The organism is Streptomyces sp. NPDC037203 (genome assembly GCF_055605065.1).
The window spans coordinates 91,289-106,836 of the sequence record NZ_JBVJUC010000009.1 but is presented as its reverse complement, the minus strand read 5'-3'; the positions used below and the strand labels follow the sequence as shown (position 1 = coordinate 106,836).

Annotated in this window: 13 protein-coding genes; 6 read left to right on the top strand and 7 right to left on the bottom strand. The window is 71.8% G+C overall.

All coding sequences use genetic code 11. The annotated features are described in order from the left end of the window. Positions 1-151: 151 nt before the first annotated feature. The 4 genes from ACZ7EC_RS23805 to ACZ7EC_RS23790 form a co-directional block, all read right to left on the bottom strand. On the bottom strand, positions 152-1,315 hold the full coding sequence (locus ACZ7EC_RS23805; RefSeq protein WP_471065465.1) for an oxygenase MpaB family protein: 1,164 nt from the start codon (positions 1,313-1,315) through the stop codon (positions 152-154). A gap of 117 nt (positions 1,316-1,432) precedes the next feature. Beyond that, a complete protein-coding gene (locus tag ACZ7EC_RS23800; protein WP_471065463.1) occupies positions 1,433-2,485 on the bottom strand; it encodes a polyprenyl synthetase family protein in 1,053 nt (350 codons plus the stop codon). Then, on the bottom strand, positions 2,478-2,762 hold the full coding sequence (locus ACZ7EC_RS23795; protein ID WP_471065461.1) for a polyprenyl synthetase: 285 nt from the start codon (positions 2,760-2,762) through the stop codon (positions 2,478-2,480). Before ACZ7EC_RS23795 ends, ACZ7EC_RS23800 begins: the two co-directional genes overlap by 8 nt. Before the next feature lie 348 nt (positions 2,763-3,110). Further along, the gene (locus tag ACZ7EC_RS23790; protein WP_471065459.1) at positions 3,111-4,634 is read right to left on the bottom strand and encodes a class I adenylate-forming enzyme family protein; all 1,524 of its coding nucleotides are present in this window, start codon (positions 4,632-4,634) and stop codon (positions 3,111-3,113) included. 238 nt (positions 4,635-4,872) lie between these two features. Between ACZ7EC_RS23790 and ACZ7EC_RS23785 the strand changes: the two genes are divergently transcribed. The 4 genes from ACZ7EC_RS23785 (at position 4,873) to ACZ7EC_RS23770 (ending at position 10,409) form a co-directional block, all read left to right on the top strand. Continuing rightward, the gene (locus ACZ7EC_RS23785; protein ID WP_471065458.1) at positions 4,873-6,498 is read left to right on the top strand and encodes an NAD(P)-binding domain-containing protein; all 1,626 of its coding nucleotides are present in this window, start codon (positions 4,873-4,875) and stop codon (positions 6,496-6,498) included. After that, on the top strand, positions 6,495-7,619 hold the full coding sequence (locus ACZ7EC_RS23780) for an alpha-hydroxy acid oxidase (protein ID WP_471065457.1): 1,125 nt from the start codon (positions 6,495-6,497) through the stop codon (positions 7,617-7,619). The genes ACZ7EC_RS23785 and ACZ7EC_RS23780 overlap by 4 nt, the downstream gene beginning before the upstream one ends. Continuing rightward, positions 7,613-9,052: a cytochrome P450 gene (locus ACZ7EC_RS23775; RefSeq protein WP_471065455.1), complete on the top strand. Its 1,440-nt coding sequence runs from the start codon at positions 7,613-7,615 to the stop codon at positions 9,050-9,052. Before ACZ7EC_RS23780 ends, ACZ7EC_RS23775 begins: the two co-directional genes overlap by 7 nt. An 88-nt stretch (positions 9,053-9,140) precedes the next feature. Continuing rightward, positions 9,141-10,409: a cation:proton antiporter gene (locus ACZ7EC_RS23770; protein ID WP_471065453.1), complete on the top strand. Its 1,269-nt coding sequence runs from the start codon at positions 9,141-9,143 to the stop codon at positions 10,407-10,409. A gap of 140 nt (positions 10,410-10,549) precedes the next feature. Here the strand turns inward: ACZ7EC_RS23770 and ACZ7EC_RS23765 are convergent, their stop codons facing one another. Beyond that, complete coding sequence (locus ACZ7EC_RS23765) at positions 10,550-11,905, bottom strand: APC family permease (RefSeq protein ID WP_471065452.1); 1,356 nt, start codon at positions 11,903-11,905, stop codon at positions 10,550-10,552. After that, complete coding sequence (locus ACZ7EC_RS23760; protein WP_471065451.1) at positions 11,902-12,810, bottom strand: carbon-nitrogen hydrolase family protein; 909 nt, start codon at positions 12,808-12,810, stop codon at positions 11,902-11,904. Before ACZ7EC_RS23760 ends, ACZ7EC_RS23765 begins: the two co-directional genes overlap by 4 nt. A gap of 109 nt (positions 12,811-12,919) precedes the next feature. Between ACZ7EC_RS23760 and ACZ7EC_RS23755 the strand changes: the two genes are divergently transcribed. Next, a complete protein-coding gene (locus ACZ7EC_RS23755) occupies positions 12,920-13,537 on the top strand; it encodes a TetR/AcrR family transcriptional regulator (protein ID WP_471065449.1) in 618 nt (205 codons plus the stop codon). Positions 13,538-13,637: 100 nt separating this feature from the next. Here ACZ7EC_RS23755 and ACZ7EC_RS23750 read toward each other — a convergent pair whose 3' ends face one another. Continuing rightward, entirely contained in the window at positions 13,638-14,243 is a 606-nt protein-coding gene (locus tag ACZ7EC_RS23750; RefSeq protein WP_471065447.1) for a TetR/AcrR family transcriptional regulator, read from the bottom strand. A gap of 70 nt (positions 14,244-14,313) precedes the next feature. Between ACZ7EC_RS23750 and ACZ7EC_RS23745 the strand changes: the two genes are divergently transcribed. Next, a complete protein-coding gene (locus ACZ7EC_RS23745) occupies positions 14,314-15,207 on the top strand; it encodes an NADP-dependent oxidoreductase (RefSeq protein WP_471065445.1) in 894 nt (297 codons plus the stop codon). The last annotated feature ends 341 nt before the right edge of the window (positions 15,208-15,548 follow it).

Here is a 15,548-nt window from a genome sequence, read left to right as displayed (position 1 = left end):
CCGGCCGGAACACGCGGCCCAGCCCGCCGACGCCCATCCGTTCACTCCCACGGCGGGCACGCACGGACGCCGGTGATCCCCGTGCGCGGTCGTCGCCCCTCCCGCCGAGCCTCGTGTCCCGGAGAGCGGGACACGTGCTTTCGACGGGCCGTCAAGGCGCGACCGCCGGCGCGGGCGGTGTCCAGCGGCGAGTGCGCGGCACGGTGCCGGTGACACCGAAGTCCTTCTTCAGCTGCTCGGGGATGGCGTAGTGCATGACGCGGCCACGGGTGAGGGAGGACAGTTCGAAGATGGTGGTGAGGTGACCGAGGCGGTCCAGGGCCCAGGCGCCCAGCGGGGACCGGTCCTCGATGGTCTCCAGCACGCCGAGCAGGCTGGGGGCGGCCTTGACCACGGTGTCCCAGGCGGTGCGCGGGACCTGGAGCCAGTCGGCACAGGTGTCGCCGATCAGGTAGCGGATCAGCGCGGAGACGATCGGGTCGAAGAAGGTGCCGGGGACGACCTCCTCGTAGAGGTCGATCAGCTGTCGGGTCAGGTGAGCGCCTTCGGGCGAGGGGCCCATGTGGCGGATCATGTACAGGTCGAGGAACTGCCTGGCCTCCTCCAGGGTCTTGGGGACGGCGTCCTGGTCGACGCCGAGCATCGCGCCGACGACGCGCCAGGCGTAGTAGTAGGCCTCCGCCCCTTCGACGCTCATGTGGATGCCGAGGCGGTGCAGGCTGTCCAGGACGAGCAGGGAGAAGAACATCTGCCCGCCGATCATGTCCTCCTGGCAGATCGGCGTGCCCAGCGCCCCGGCGTCCCAGCGGTCCTCCCGCCTGAGGTGATGGCGGATGGAGGCGTGCAGCAGACGGACCTTCTGCGCGGCCGGGACGAACTTGCCGCCCGCTTCGAAGGCATCGGGCTGCATGAGGTAGACGGTGAACTGGCCGGTCTCCGCCATCCGCCTGGACGGATAGTCCAGTCCGTGGGTGGCCGACAGCAGTTTCGCGACGTGGGGGACGACGTAGCAGGCGGGCATGGAGGCGAACGACAGCGCGGTGGAGATGTGCACGTTGTTGTCGATGAAGAACAGCCGGGCCTTCTCCATCTCCCCCCAGTCCACCCAGGCCGGCGGCGCGGCGGTGGCCCGCAGGTACTCGCGGGCGACGTCGGGCAGCCCGTCGGGGAGCGGGGCGCCGGCCGTGGAGACGTAGCGCATCAGCGTGTTGAACGTGCCCACCTCGCCCCGTTCGAACAAGGTGGCCACCACCGCGTCGGCGAGTTCGTCCCCCGACTGGCGCAAGGCGTCCATGGAGGCATCGGTGCAGGTCATGTCGGCAGTCCTTCCGGTGAGCCGCTCGGCTACGAGGGTCGGCCGTCGTGCGGAGGGGCGGATCAGTGAGGGGTGATCGGGCCGGTGAGGGCGGTCGGGCGGGCGAGGGTGATCTGGTCAGTACTGACGGTCGGTGGCCGAGCCGGCGAGCTCGGTCAGGGCCCGGCGGGCCGGGTGCGGCAGGTCGAGGGCGTCCAGGCTGCCGACGGCTTCCCGCACACGGGACGCGATCATGTCCTCCACCTGATCGGGGGCTTTGAGGTCGGTCATCAGCCGGCGGACCTCGCGCAGATCCTCGGCGGTGAGGTCCCGGCGGCCCAGCACTCCGGCGAGTCGCCGGCGCTGGTCGGGCGGGGCGTCCCGCCAGGTCACGGCCAGCAGCGCGGTGGGCCGGCGGCCGCGGATGTCGTCCAGGCTCGCCTTGCCCGTGCGGCCGGGGTCCCCGAACAGGCCCAGCAGGTCGTCGCGCAGCTGGAACGCCTCGCCCAGCGGCAGCCCGTACTCGGACAGACCGGCCCGCAGCCGGGCGGCGGCACCGGCGAGCAGCGCACCGATGAGCAGGGGGTGCTCGACCGTGTACTTGGCGGTCTTGTAGCGCACCACCTTCAGCGACACGAGCGGGTCGGGTTCCCCGCCGGTGTGGAGGATCTCCAGGCACTCGCCGGCGATCAACTCCCTTGCCAGGTCGCCCCACATCGGGCGCGCGCGGCTGAGGTAGGCGGCGGGCAGACCGCTGGTGGCGAACAACTGGCCCGCCAGCGCCATCAGATGGTCGCCGACCAGCATGGCCAGCGCGCGGGCGGCGGCCCGGACGCGGGGCCGGCCGGTGACGGCGGCCCGCAACGCCACGTGGACGGTGGGCAGTTCATGGCGCAGCGGGCTGTCGTCGATGAGGTCGTCGTGGACGACCGCGGCGGCGTGCACCAGCTCCATGGAGGCCGCCGCGCGGACGAGGGGATCGCTGTCGGGCTGGCCGGCCGCGCGCCATCCCCAGTAGCAGAATGCCGCCCGCAGCCGCTTGCCGTGCTCGGCCGCCGCCCGCAGCTGCCCGGCCACCGGAGCGAGCGCCTCGTCGATCGCGCAGAGCCGCTCGGCCTCCTCGGCGAGGAACTCGTTCAGGACGGAGTCGACACGGGCCTTGAACCCGGCGGTGTCGAAGCGCTCAGACATCGCCGCCGGGCACCGTCCGGCGTGTCCTTGCCTGCTGGGCCAGCACCTCCAGGTGGGCGGGCGGTGCGGCGGCGCAGCGGTCCAGCGCGATGCGGCCGCGGGCCAGCAGATCCTGGTGGGCGTCGCGTGCGAGGTCGGGCCCGTCGGACCGGCGCAGCAGCTGCCGTGCCGTGCCGAGGGCGGAGCTCACGGTGCTGACGGCCAGGTCCGCCAGGCCGGCCACGAGCAGGACCGCCTGCTCGTCCAGCCCGCGGCCGTCGGCCTGAGAAGAGGTCATACCGGTCGTCCCCCAGTTCTCGAACCAGGCTCCGTCGCCATGCCGGCCGGAGTGGTCCCCGGCCCGGACGTGCCTGCGCGCTCCAGCACACTGCCTCCGGACGCGGGCAGGCCGTCGTAGCTCACCAAACCACCTGTTCGGGTGAACGGGGCGATCGGTCGGCCACGGCGTCGATCCGGGTCATGTCGTCGTGGCGACCCGGACGTGCGGTACCGGACCTGCGGTACCGGCCCTGACGGGTGCCACCGCTCGCGCTCCCATCCGCACGGCCCTGGCGGGTGCCACCGCTCGCGCTCCGGGATCGTGCCGGTCGCACCGCGGCCGTCCGCCCTTGCGGCGCGGGTCCGTTCAGGAGCGTGTCAGCAGAGCCCGCAGGGCGCCCTTGTCGGGCTTGCCGCTCGCCGCGACGGGGACCTCGGTGAGGGTGCTGACGCCCGCCGGGACGCCGGCCTCGCCCAGGGTCCGTGCCACCAGTTCGAGCAGCGCGGACTCCTGCGGCGCGCGGCCCGGTTGCGGGACCACGAAGGCGTGGATGGCCTCGCCCGTCCGCTCGTCCGGGACCCCGACGACGTATGCCTGGTCCACGTCGGGATGGGAGGCGAGGACGCGCTCGATGGGGCCCGCGTAGTGCACGATGGCGTTGACGATGACGACGTCGCGCGCGCGTCCGGTCAGCCGGAGGTAGCCGTCCGCGTCGAGCCGGCCGAGGTCTCGGGTGCGGACCCAGCCGTCGCGCAGGACGTCCGCGGTCTCCCGCGGGTCCTCCCAGTAGCCACAGAACGCGTCCGCCGCCCGCACCCACACCTCGCCCGTGCCGCCCGCCGGGAGGTCGCGGCCGTCCTCGTCGCGCACGCTCATCTCGACCGTGTCGAGCGGGCGTCCCACCGTGTCGGCGAGGCGGGGGTCGGCGGCGAGTTCCTCGGGTTCGAGGAGGGTGAGCATGCCCGTCTCGGTCTGTCCGTAGGCGTGGCAGACCACGGGTCCGAGCAGTTCGGCCGCCTCGGTCAGCCGGTGCGGGGCAAGAGGGGATCCGGCCACGACGAGGGCGCGCAGGCTGCTGGTGTCCGCGCCCGTGTCGCGCACGGCGTCGAGAATGCCGTACAGGCGCGGCACCGTGGTCATGCAGGCCGTGATGCGCAGGTCGGCGAAGACGTCGGGGAAGACCGGGGGCTGGTGCGGTATGACCGCGGTGCCCCCGGCCAGCAGGGCGAGGCCCAGGTGCTCGAACATGACGGCGCTGGTGAGGGTGCCGAAGAGGAGGAACCGTTCATAGCGCGCCGCGAGGCGCCGGACGCGGTCGGTCCAGCGGGCGGGCTGAAGGGCCCAGTGCTCGGAGAGGGCCCCGTAGGTCACCATCGTGCCCTTGGGCCGGCCGGTGCTGCCGCTGGTGAGGTGGATGACGCCGACGCCGTCGCGGTCGCCGCGGGGGGTGAGGTCGCCCGGTGCGGTGGTGAAGCCCTTCGGGGGCCGCAGCGCGCCGCCGGTCTCCAGGAGCCGTGACCGGCCCGCCGCGGCGGCCAGTTCGGGGCGGCTCGCGGCGTCGTCGGTCACCACGGCGTCGATGTCCCCCTCGAGGATGTCGCGCAGGTGCTCGCGGGTCAGTCCGGGGCGCAGCCCGATCACCTGGCAGCCGGCGAGGTGGGCCGCGACGCGCACCGCGAACGCCTCCGGTGTGACGCCGGTGTCGAGGGCCGCGCGGGCTCCGGGAGCCAGGCCCGCGGTGCGCAGCCCCCGGACGAAGCCGGCGGTCAGGTCGAGCAGCTCTCCGCGGGTGACCGTGCGCGCCCCATGCTCGAAGGCGGGCAGGTCGGGGGCATCGCGGAAGGCGTCTATGAACGCCTGCGGAAAGAGACCCACGGGCTTTTCGTCCACTTCGTCTCCATTCTGGACCGGAAGCAGCCGACATAAAGACGGCGTGAATGTCTGGAAAGCGACCATGCCGAACGGCGAATGGGCTCACTCGGACCGCCAAACCCGCCTCACGTTAATCGACGGATGGAATTCACCGACCAGAGAATCGAGTGACCTACGTCACACAGAGGCGGTCTGGCTCAGTGCTTTAATCATCAAGTAAGGTCCTTGCCGCCCCCACGGAAGGCAGGACGAACCCATGTCTGCTTTAACGCAGGTCGACTATCTCGTCATCGGCGGCGGGCCCGCGGGCCTCCAAGCCGGATACTTCCTGGAAAAGAACGGCCGGGATTACCTCATCGTGGAGCAGAGCGACACTCCAGGCGCCTTCTTCACGCGTTTTCCCCGACATAGAACACTCATCTCGTCCAATAAGGTGCACACCGGCTGGAGCGATCCGGAAATGCGCCTGCGCGTCGACTGGAATTCCCTCCTGTCGGACGACGGACCGCGCTTCACCGCCTACTCCCCGCGCTACTTCCCGCCGGCCGACGACATGGTCCGCTACCTGGTGGACTTCGCGCGGACCCAGGGGCTGCGCATCCGCCTCGACACCCGGATCACCCGCGTCACCCGGCCCGCGGACGGCCTCTTCGCGGCGACGGACCAGAATGGCAACGTTATCCGGGCACGCCGGATCATCGTCGCCACGGGCGTCTCCCGGCCCTACGTGCCGGCCATCGAGGGCGTCGAGGAGGCCGAACGCTACGACACGGTGACCGTCGACCCCGCCGACTTCACCGACCAGCGCGTCCTCGTCATCGGGCGCGGAAATTCCGCCTTCGAGACCGCCGACAATCTCATCGAGACCGCCGCCGTCATCCACGTCGCCGGACCCGGCTCCCTCAAACTCGCCTGGCGCACGCACTTCGTCGGACATCTCCGCGCGGTCAACAACAACTTCCTCGACACCTATCAGTTGAAATCGCAGAACGCCGTACTGGACGGCGACATCCTGCGCATAGTGCGACAGCCGGACGGAACTTATCTGGTGAGCGTCAGGTTCGCGCGCGTCGAGGAAGTGGTGAAGGACATCCCGTACGACCGGGTGATCCTGGCCACCGGATTCCGCTTCGACGCCTCGATATTCGACGACGACTGCCGTCCCGACCTCGTCGTCAAGGACCGGTTCCCGCAGCTCACCAGCGCGTGGGAATCCGTGAACGTGCCCGATCTGTATTTCGCCGGTACCATCACCCAGTCACGCGACTTCAAGAAGTCCACCAGTGGTTTCATCCACGGTTTCCGGTACGGGGTGAAGTCGCTCAGCCGCATACTCGAACGCCGTTACCACGACCGGGACTGGCCGCACACCGACCTGCCCGCCACCGCGGACGCGGTGGGCGACGCGATCGTCGCGCGGGTCAATCGCACCTCCGCCTTGTGGCAGCTGTTCGGGTTCCTCGGCGACGCGGTGCTCCTCGGCACCGACGGCGGGGTCCGGTACTGCGAGGAGGTTCCGGTGGCGCATCTGCACGAGGCCGCCGTCCGGGGCGAGTTCGGGGACGTGTCCGGCTACTTCGCCGTCACCCTGGAGTACGGCGCCGACCACGACCAGGTCGACCCCTTCGACGTCACCGTCGCAAGGACGCCCCAGCGGGACACCGGTGGCCTCGACGCACGCTATCTCCACCCCGTGGTGCGTCAGTTCCTGCCGGACGGCACCGGAAAGCCGGTCGCGGAACACCACCTCACGGAGAACCTGGAGAACGAGTGGGACGACCCCGACGTCCACGTCGGCCCGCTCGCCTCCTTCCTCGCCCTCCGGCTGTCCGCCGGGGACGGTCTCCCGGCCGGCGGAGCGTCCGCCGCGCCCAGGCCGTGACCGGCCCGCGGACGGGCCCGGCGTACGATCCGGCCGCACTGGCACGCCGGGCCCGCGCGCAACTGCCGCCGGAGCACTACGACTTCATCGCCGGCGGAGCGGGCGAGGAGAGGGCCTTGCGGGAGAACGCGGATGCGTTCGCCCGGCTGGCCCTGCTCCCCCGAGTGCTGCGCGGCGGCGGCCCCGGCTCCGGCACCGGCGTGGGCGTGCTGGGCCGGGAGTGGCCGGCCCCGATCTTCGTCTCGCCGACCGCCTTCCACCGTCTCGCGCATCCCGACGGCGAACTGGCCACCGCACGTGCCGCCGCCGCGACCGGGACCCCGCTGGTCACCGGCATGGCCGCCACCACCGCCGTCACGGACGTCGTCGCCGCGGCCCGCGCGCGGGACCCGGAGGCCGTCGTCTGGTTCCAGCTGTACCTCCAGCCGGAACACGAGGTCACCGCCGAACTCGTGCGCCGGGCCGAACGGGCGGGCTGCTCCGCCCTCGTGGTCACCGTCGACTCCCCCGTCTTCGGGAGCCGCACCCGAGACCTGCGCAACGGCTTCCACGACCTGCCGCCCGGACTCGCGGCCGAGAACATGCGGGACCTGCCCGGTGCCGCGCCCGGCCGGACCCGCGACATCGCCATGTGGCCGGCGGGCTGGGACGATCTGCGGCGACTGCGCGACCTGACCGAGCTGCCCGTCGTCCTCAAGGGCGTGCTGCATCCGGCGGACGCGCGGGCGGCGGTCGAGCAGGGCGTGGACGCGCTGCTCGTCTCCAACCACGGGGGACGCCAGCTCGACGCCGCTCCGGCGGCGGTCGAGGCGCTCCCGGCCGTCGCCGAGGCCGTCGCGGGACGGATACCGGTCCTCATGGACGGCGGGGTGCGCCGCGGCACCGACATCGCGCTCGCCCTGGCTCTGGGAGCGGTCGCCGCCGGCGTGGGGCGGCCGGTGCTGTGGGCACTGGCGACGGCCGGCGAGGACGGGGTGACGGAGCTGCTGGGCGCGCTGCGCGCGGACTTCGCGCAGGCGCTCGCCCTGTGCGGCGGGCACCGGCCCGCGGACCTCACGGCCGACCAGGTCGTCGCGCGCGGGTTCCCGCACAACCGGCGGAAGGGGGAACCGGCATGGTGAGCCGGAGGACGACGGCGGTGACGGCCCTGGGCGGTGCGCTGCTGCTGTCCCTGCCCGCCTGGCTGCCCGGCCGGGTCGTCGCCCTGCGGATGAAGGTCTTCGCCCGCGTCAACGGCGACGAGGGCATACCGCTGCCCGGTGCCGTCTTCGGCGCCGACCGCTTCCAGGAGGTCTACGGCCACCCCGCCGCCGGGGGCCGCAGCAAGGGCGCGGCACTGTCCGACCTCTTCTGGTACTGGCTCGCGCCCGGCGCCGACGTCCACCAGGAGCATCTGGAGGCCGGTCCCCGCTACGACGAGGTGGCCCGGCGGACGCTCGCCATCCTCTCCGGCCCGTCGGCCGAGCTGTACGGCGCCGCGGCGAGGGCCACCCGGCGCATCCTGGAGACGGCGGACACCGGCCGGATCCGGACCGTGCGACTGCGCGACCTGATGATGCCGGTGTGGGCCGAGTTCTTCTACGAACTGGTCTTCCGGGAGCCCTGCCCGGCCGAGGCCCGGCGACTGATCGTCGCCAACGCCACCGACGTGGTCGACGCCCTCAAGTGCACCCGGCTGCGCCACATGGGCCGCAGGAACCGGCTGACCCGCTATCTGCTGCGCAGGCTGGCGGCCGGTGACGTGCCGCACGAACTGCCCGGCTGTCTGACCCGCCCCCAGCAGGCGTTTTATCTGCAGGGCACCTTCTTCAACACCGCCGTGGTCCAGATGTCCGAGGCGATGGCCCATCTCCTGCTGGCCCTGGCCCAGCACCCGGACGTGCAGCGGAAGGTGGCGGACACGCCCGACGACGACCGCTATCTGTCGTACGTCATGAACGAGACGTTCCGGCTGTTCCCGCTGTTCGGGGTGGCGCACCGCATCACCACCGCCGACATCGCGCTCGACGGCCTGCCCACGATCCCGGCGGGCTCCGTCCTCACCTTCAGCTACCCGGACTACCACGCCACCGGCCACACCGATCCCGAGCGCTTCGACCCGGAGCGCTGGGCGACGCTGTCCGCGAAGAACGCCCACCACATCCCCTTCGGCGTCGCCGCCAACCGGCCCTGTCCCGCCTGGCGTCTCGCACCGGTCGTGATGCGTGCCGCGACCCGCGAGGTGCTGGCCCGCTACGTGCTCGACTCGCCGGTCGGGCACACCCGTTCCATCCCCCACCGCGCTCCCTGCCTGATGCTGCCCCGCGAGCGGCCCGGCTCAAGGGCCACCAGGCTCGCGCTGCGCACGGCGCTGGCCGTTCGCGACCGGGCCGAGGACGTCGGACGCAGCCTGCTGCAACTCGTCCTCGGCACCTGGATGGTGCTGGACGCCCGCCGCACCAGGCCCGCCGGCACGTACTTCGCCCGGTACGACACCGAGGGCCGCCCGCTGGGCACCGGGGCGGAACGGGAGCACGGCCCCACGGCCTGCCCGTACCCGGTCCGGCGGGCGTGACGGCGTCATCCCCACGGGCCCTCGTGGACCTCCCCTCCGCGCGGGCCTCCTTGGGTCTCCATCGGTCTCCTCCCCCAGGGAGTCATCGTTGTCCACCACCGAGATGGGTCCGGCGTTCTTCCTGGCCGTGGCCGTCATCCTCACCGTCTGCCGTCTCGTCAGTCTGCTCCTGCGCCGCCTCGGCCAGCCGCCCGTGGTCGGGGAGATGGTCGCCGGGGTGGCCCTCGGGCCGTCCGTTCTCGGCCTCGTCTCCCCCGGCCTGGAGAAATCCCTGTTCCCGGACGAGATGCGACCCGTGCTGTACGTGGCCGGGCAGGTCGGCCTCGTCGTCTTCATGTTCCTGGCCGGCTACGAGTTCCGGACCGACCGGCTGCGGTCGGTGGGCCGCACGGCGGTCCCCGTCTCGGCGGCCGGCATCGTGGCGCCCCTCCTGCTCGGCTCCGGGCTGGCCTGGGCGGCGCACGGATCGGTGGACCTCTACCCGGACGGTGTCTCGCCCACGGTGGGCGCGCTGTTCGTCGGGGTCACCGTGGCCATCACCGCGTTCCCGATGCTGGCCCGGATCATCACCGAACGCGGTCTGACCGACACCCGATTCGGCTCGGTCGCGCTGACCTCCGGCGCGCTGGACGACGTCGTGGCATGGGTGCTGCTGGCGATGGTGCTGAGCATGGCGGGCGGCGACGCGGACACCTTCCTGCTGGCCGTGGGCGGCGCGGTGGGGCTCGCCGTGTTCCTCGGCGTCTTCCTCCGCGTCCGGGCCAGGGCCCTGGAGCGGGCGCGACGGCTGACCGAGGAGCACATGCTGCTGGTCACCGTGCTCCTGCTGTTCCTCGCCGCCTGGTACACCGACCGCATCGGCCTGTACGCCGTGTTCGGCGCCTTCAGCCTCGGCGTGGTCTTTCCCCGCGACCCTGTGGTGGCCCGCGCCGTGGCGGCCATCGCACCGGTCAGCCGCGTCGTGTTCCTGCCCCTGTTCTTCACCTACTCGGGGCTCAACACGGACTTCACACTGCTGTCCGGTGGCGGTCTGATCCTGTTCACCGTCGCCTGTGTGGCGGTGGCGATCATCGGCAAGTTCGGGGCGTGCTGGGCGGCGGCGCGGCTGCTGGGCGAGCCGCCGGAGATCGCGCTGCGGGTGGGCGCGCTGATGAACGCGCGCGGACTGATGCAGCTCATTGCCATCAACGTCGGCCTCAGCGCGGGCATCGCCTCACCGGCCCTCTTCGGCGTCCTGGTCGTCGTCGCCCTGGTCACCACGGTGATGACGGCTCCCGTGCTGACGTTCCTGGACCGGCGTCAGGCGGCTCGGCACCCGGACGGGAACCCCGCGGCCGAGATGCGCCCTGCTCGGTAGCGGGGTCACCGGGCGGGCTGCCACCCGACGATCCGGGATTCCGTCGTGACTTGAGGGGACGAGGGCAGAGGATGTGCGCCGGCGCTCGGGCAGGGGACCTTGTGGGCCTTGCCCGCGGGCGGTCCGGCTGACGGCGCGCTCTACGAGACGACGGCCGTCGTCGGCTCCTTGTCGCCGAGACCGAGTTCGGGCGCGGGGCGGCGGAAGCCCTTGGTGAGGACGGCCAGGTAGACGACGCCGAGGACGAGCCAGGCCAGTCCCAGCCGGGTCGCGGTGGACCCCAGCTGGGTGATCAGATAGACGTCCACGGCGGCCCCGGCCAGCGGCAGGACCAGGAAGCCGAACAGCGGGGGACGGCTCGCGGAGCGCCACTGGCGTACGGCGTGGGCGATGACGCACACGTTGACCAGGGTGAAGCCGAGGAAGGCGCCGAAGTTGATGAAGGAGGTGGCGTCGGCCAGCGTCAGCCTCGTCGCCAGCAGGGCGACCGCGCCCACGATCAGCACGTTCGGCACCGGCGTGAGCAGCTTGGCATGCAGGCGGCCGAAGACGGGACGGGGAAGGACGTTGTCGCGGCCCATGACGAACATCAGCCGGCTGGTGCTGGCCTGGATGGCCACGCACGAGGCGAACCCGCCGAGCATGGAGACGATGTTCGCGACGTCCGCGAAGTCCTTGCCGCCGACGAGCGTGGAAACCGCGTACCCGGCCGAGGACTCGTCCGCGAAGGCGCCTCCGGGGTGTGCCCACTGCATCACGAAGGAGAGCGCCACGAAGATCACGCCGCCCGCCAGCACGGTGAGGACGATGCCGCGCGGGATGGTGCGCCGCGGGTCCCTCGCCTCCTCGCTGAGCGTGCTGACGGCGTCGAAGCCGAGGAAGGCGTAGGCGGCCACGGCAGCCGCCGCGGTGACCGCGGAGACACTGGCGGCGCTGTTCCAGAAGGCGTGTCCGGCCGCCGCGCCACCGCCGTGGCCGAGGCCGTAGCGGACGCAGAGCACCAGGAGGACGAGCAGACAGCCGGTGACGGCGATCAGCAGGGTCTTGTTCACCTTGTCGGCCACCTTCAGGCCGATGACGTTGACCGCCGTGGCGAGCACGATGTTGATCACCAGCCAGAGCCACTCGGGCACCGACGGGTACTGCGCGTGCAGATAGATCGCCTGCACCAGGAAGGCCACCATCGGCAGGAAGAGGTAGTCCAGGAGCATCGCCCAGCCGGCCAGGAAGCCGACGCGGGAGTCGAGCATGCGCCGCGCGTAGGTGTACACGGAGCCCGAGGACGGGATGATCCGTGCCATCTTGGCGTAGCTCAGACCGGTCAGCAGCATGGCGCCGGTGGCCACCAGATAGGCGGTGGGGGCGGTGCCCCTGCTGGTGACGGCGATGACGCCGAAGGTCGAGGTGACGACGGCCGGAGCCATGTACGCGAGGCCGAACAGGACGATGGACAGGAGACCGAGGTCGCCTCTCATCCGGGTGGGTTGATCGGTCATGGGGTGCTCTCCGCGGGGACGGGGCCGTAGCCGGTACGGGTGCGGCCGCGCCAGGTGGCGGGGTCGATGCGCCCTTGGTAGAGGGGCAGGTCCAGGGGCCGGTCGTCCGGCCGGAACTGCTCCCAGGGGCGGTTCAGGGCGGCGGTGCCGAACCGCCGGATGTTGCTCACCTCGTCCAGGTCGATCACGTCGGTCAGGGTGGTGTCGCCGTCGGCCGGAGCCTGCGAGCGTACCTGGCCGGAGGGGTCGACCAGCAGGCTGCGCCCGGTGCCCACCGGGGCGGCGCAGTTGACGCTGGCGGTGAACACCTGGTTGACGATGGAGTTGGCGCGGGCCAGGACGATCTCCTGGGCCCGGTCGCTGGTGCCGGTCTGCACGAAGTTGAGCACCAGCTCGGCGCCCATCCAGGCCAGGTGGCGGCTGGTCTCCGGGAACCAGGCGTCGTAGCAGATCGACAGGCCCACGCGGCCGGTGCCGGGCAGGTCGAAGACGACGAACTCGCCGCCGGGGACGGCGGTCTCGTACGGCCGCCAGGGGAAGACCTTCCGGTAGGAGGCGACGCGCTCGCCGCCCGGCGAGTACACCGCGGCGGTGTTGTGGATACGGCCGTCCGCGCCGCGTTCGAAGAAACTGCCCGGAGCCAGCCACACGCCGAGGTCGGCGGCGATCCGGGCGAGGGCGGTGTCACGGGGACCGTCGAGCGGTTCGGCGGTGGCCTCCGGCAGTTCCGCGGGGGTCAGGTCGGAGCCGCCCGGTCCGCCGCCGAGGTGCAGCTCGGGGTAGACGACCAGGGGCTGCGCGGGCAGGCCCTGGACGCGCCGGGCGACATCGGCGGCGAAGCCGTCCAGGTCGTCGGCGGGGCGCCGGGCGGCCTGGGCGAGGACGAGGGGGAGGGGACGCGACATGAAGCACCAGGTGTGTGGGTCGGATTAGTTAAACGAAATTTAGTTAACGAATCCGGAGAGGGTCAATGGGTCGGAGGCGGGGAAAAACGGGTGTGCAAGCATGTGGACCATGCCCCGACCGAGGAACCAGGTGGAACGGCGCGCCCAGCTGATCGACGCCGCCGGGCGGGCCGTCGTCCGTGTCGGAGCGACGACGGTCAAGCTGAGGGATGTGGCCGCGGAGGCGGGGGTCACCCCGGCCTCGGTGCTCTACTACTACTCCGACCTGCAAGAACTCTTCTCGGCGGTGTTCGAGCACGGCGCCGCGACCTACTTCGGCACCCGCAGGGAGGCGATCGCGGCGGCCGAGGGGCCGGTGGAGCAGCTGCGGGCCTGCATCCGCAGCGGGGTGCCCTGGCCGGGAGAGGGCGAGGAGAGCACGCGGCTGCTGTTCGAACTCTTCCCGCTCGCGCTGCGCAACGACGCGGCCGCCCAGGCGCACCGGCTGTTCTTCGAGCAGCAGACCGACCTGTACCGGCAGGTCCTCGAACACGGCCGGGAGCGCGGCGAGTTCCAGTTCGCCGGGGACGCCCGGGACGTGGGCCGGTCCTTCGTCGCGCTCGAGGACGGCTACGCCATGGATCTGCTGGTGAGCACCACGACGGCGGCCCGGATCGAGGCGCGCCTGCTCGCCCACGCCCGCCTGGTGACGGGCAACCCGGCCTTCGAGGTGGACGCGGCCGGCTGAGGACCGGCCTTCGGCAGGGCCGAGGAATAGGTGTGCCGCACTCTTTTCCGCGGAGGGGTCGGTTGAAGGTGCAACGGCGCTGGGCGGGGCCGAGTCCTGACTACGTTCCGGCCGTGCCGGTGGAGTGCACGGAGGGGCAGGTGACCTTCCAGGCCGCCTCGATCATCCGGAAGATCTCGTCCACCGCGGCCTGCGGATCGGCCGCCTCGCGGGCCAGCGAATAGGCGTCGATCACGAACCTCGCGATCGCCCGACAGGCCGTTGCGGTCCGCGACAGGTCGGGGTCGGCGGCGATGGCCGTTGCCAGAGACTCCGCGTGGCGCAGTCTCATCGACTCCTCGTACTCCCGCAGGGCAGGCGATGCGTCGATCATGTGCCAGATCGGGGCGGCGCTGTCCGCGGTGCAGTGGTGCACCAGGGCCTGGACCTCGCGACGCAGCGCGGGAATGAGCGGCTCGCCCGGCGCCCGGTCGGTGACCGCGCGCGTGAGGCGTTGCTCGAAGTCCTCGTCCTGTTCGAACACCAGGGCCTCTTTCGAGGCGAAGTGGGAGAAGACCGTGGTGACGGCCACGTCCGCCTCGGCAGCCACGTCCCGGATGCCTACCGCGTCGTACCCGTGTTCCAGAAAGAGCCGCAGGGCGGCGTCAGCGATCTTCTGGCGGGTCGCGGCCTTCTTGCGTTCACGGCGTCCGGTCGGCACGGTCATGCGCTCACGCTATCAGGTGCGTCTCCATAACAAATACAAAACCCTATCCGTTAGTGCTACGGTGAGGCGCATGAAGAAGGTGAGCTTCGCCGAGTTCGGCGGACCGGAAGTCCTGCAACTCATCGACGCCGAGGAGCCCCACGCGGGCCCCGGCCAGATACGCATCGCCGTGCGGGCGGCGGGCGTGAACCCCGTCGACTGGAGGATCCGTGAAGGCCAGATCCTGGGAGCGCATCCGACCGAGCTGCCGTCCGGAGTCGGGCTGGACGCCTCCGGGACGGTGGACGAGGTCGGAGAGGGTGTCGAAGGGGTCGAGGTCGGCGACCGCGTGTTCGGCGAAGGTTCGAGCACGTATGCCGAGTTCGCCGTGCTGTCGGCCTGGGCCCTTATGCCCAAGGGGCTGACGTTCGAAGAGGCGGCCGGGTACCCCTCCGTGGTGGAGACCGCGCTGCGCGTGATCCGCGAGGTCGGTGTGCAGTCCGGGGAGACGCTGCTGGTCAGCGGTGCGTCCGGAGGAGTCGGATCGGCGGTGCTGCAGATCGCCCATGACCGCGGCATCAGGGTGATCGGCACGGCTGGAGCCGCGAACCAGGACTACCTGCGGAGCCTGGGTGCCGTCGCCACGACGTACGGCGAGGGCTGGGTCGCGCGGGTGCGGGAGCTCGGCCATGTCGACGCGGCTCTCGACCTGGCCGGCTCGGGCGTGATCCGCGAGCTCGTCGAGCTGACCGGGGATGCGCAGAAGGTGATCTCCATCGCCGATCTCGACGCACCGGAGTTCGGTGTCCGATTCTCCGGCGTGGCCGGGAGCGTGCCGCAAGCGCTCGCCGAGGCCGTCGACCTCATCTCGCGGGGAAAGCTCCACATACCAGTCGAGAAGTCGTACACGCTCACCGAGGCCGCGGCGGCGCACATCGACAGCCAGGCGGGGCACACCCGCGGACGCCGGGTCCTGGTGGTCTGAAGTCGGCTAGGCGTCGCTCCCGAGCAGAAGTCGCTCTCGAGCAGAAAGGGAGGGCGACGCCGGCCAGGGGCCCGCTGCTTCATCGGATCACCGGAAGTCAGCGGGCCAAGTCCCGGCCAGGCCGACGTTCGCCCGCGCTCGGGCTGTCCAGGGAGACAAGGTCGACGCCGCCACCTCGTCGGGGGGGGGGGGGGGGGGGGGGGGTGTTTGGGGGGGGGGGGGGGGGGGGGGGGGGGGGGGGGGGGGGGGGTGGGGGGGTGGGGGGGGGGGGGGGGGGGGGGGGGGGGGGGGGGGGGGGGGGGGGGGGGGGTGTTCTCTCCACAGGGGGACGAGGGGGAGAA

Excerpts from the sequence above, each read along its gene's own strand:
- ACZ7EC_RS23805 (WP_471065465.1), bottom strand. The coding sequence starts at position 1,315 with ATGACCTGCACCGATGCCTCCATGGACGCCTTGCGCCAGTCGGGGGAC.
- ACZ7EC_RS23800 (WP_471065463.1), bottom strand. The coding sequence starts at position 2,485 with ATGTCTGAGCGCTTCGACACCGCCGGGTTCAAGGCCCGTGTCGACTCC.
- ACZ7EC_RS23795 (WP_471065461.1), bottom strand. The coding sequence starts at position 2,762 with ATGACCTCTTCTCAGGCCGACGGCCGCGGGCTGGACGAGCAGGCGGTC.
- ACZ7EC_RS23785 (WP_471065458.1), top strand. The coding sequence starts at position 4,873 with ATGTCTGCTTTAACGCAGGTCGACTATCTCGTCATCGGCGGCGGGCCC.
- ACZ7EC_RS23775 (WP_471065455.1), top strand. The coding sequence starts at position 7,613 with ATGGTGAGCCGGAGGACGACGGCGGTGACGGCCCTGGGCGGTGCGCTG.
- ACZ7EC_RS23765 (WP_471065452.1), bottom strand. The coding sequence starts at position 11,905 with ATGACCGATCAACCCACCCGGATGAGAGGCGACCTCGGTCTCCTGTCC.
- ACZ7EC_RS23760 (WP_471065451.1), bottom strand. The coding sequence starts at position 12,810 with ATGTCGCGTCCCCTCCCCCTCGTCCTCGCCCAGGCCGCCCGGCGCCCC.
- ACZ7EC_RS23755 (WP_471065449.1), top strand. The coding sequence starts at position 12,920 with ATGCCCCGACCGAGGAACCAGGTGGAACGGCGCGCCCAGCTGATCGAC.
- ACZ7EC_RS23750 (WP_471065447.1), bottom strand. The coding sequence starts at position 14,243 with ATGACCGTGCCGACCGGACGCCGTGAACGCAAGAAGGCCGCGACCCGC.
- ACZ7EC_RS23745 (WP_471065445.1), top strand. The coding sequence starts at position 14,314 with ATGAAGAAGGTGAGCTTCGCCGAGTTCGGCGGACCGGAAGTCCTGCAA.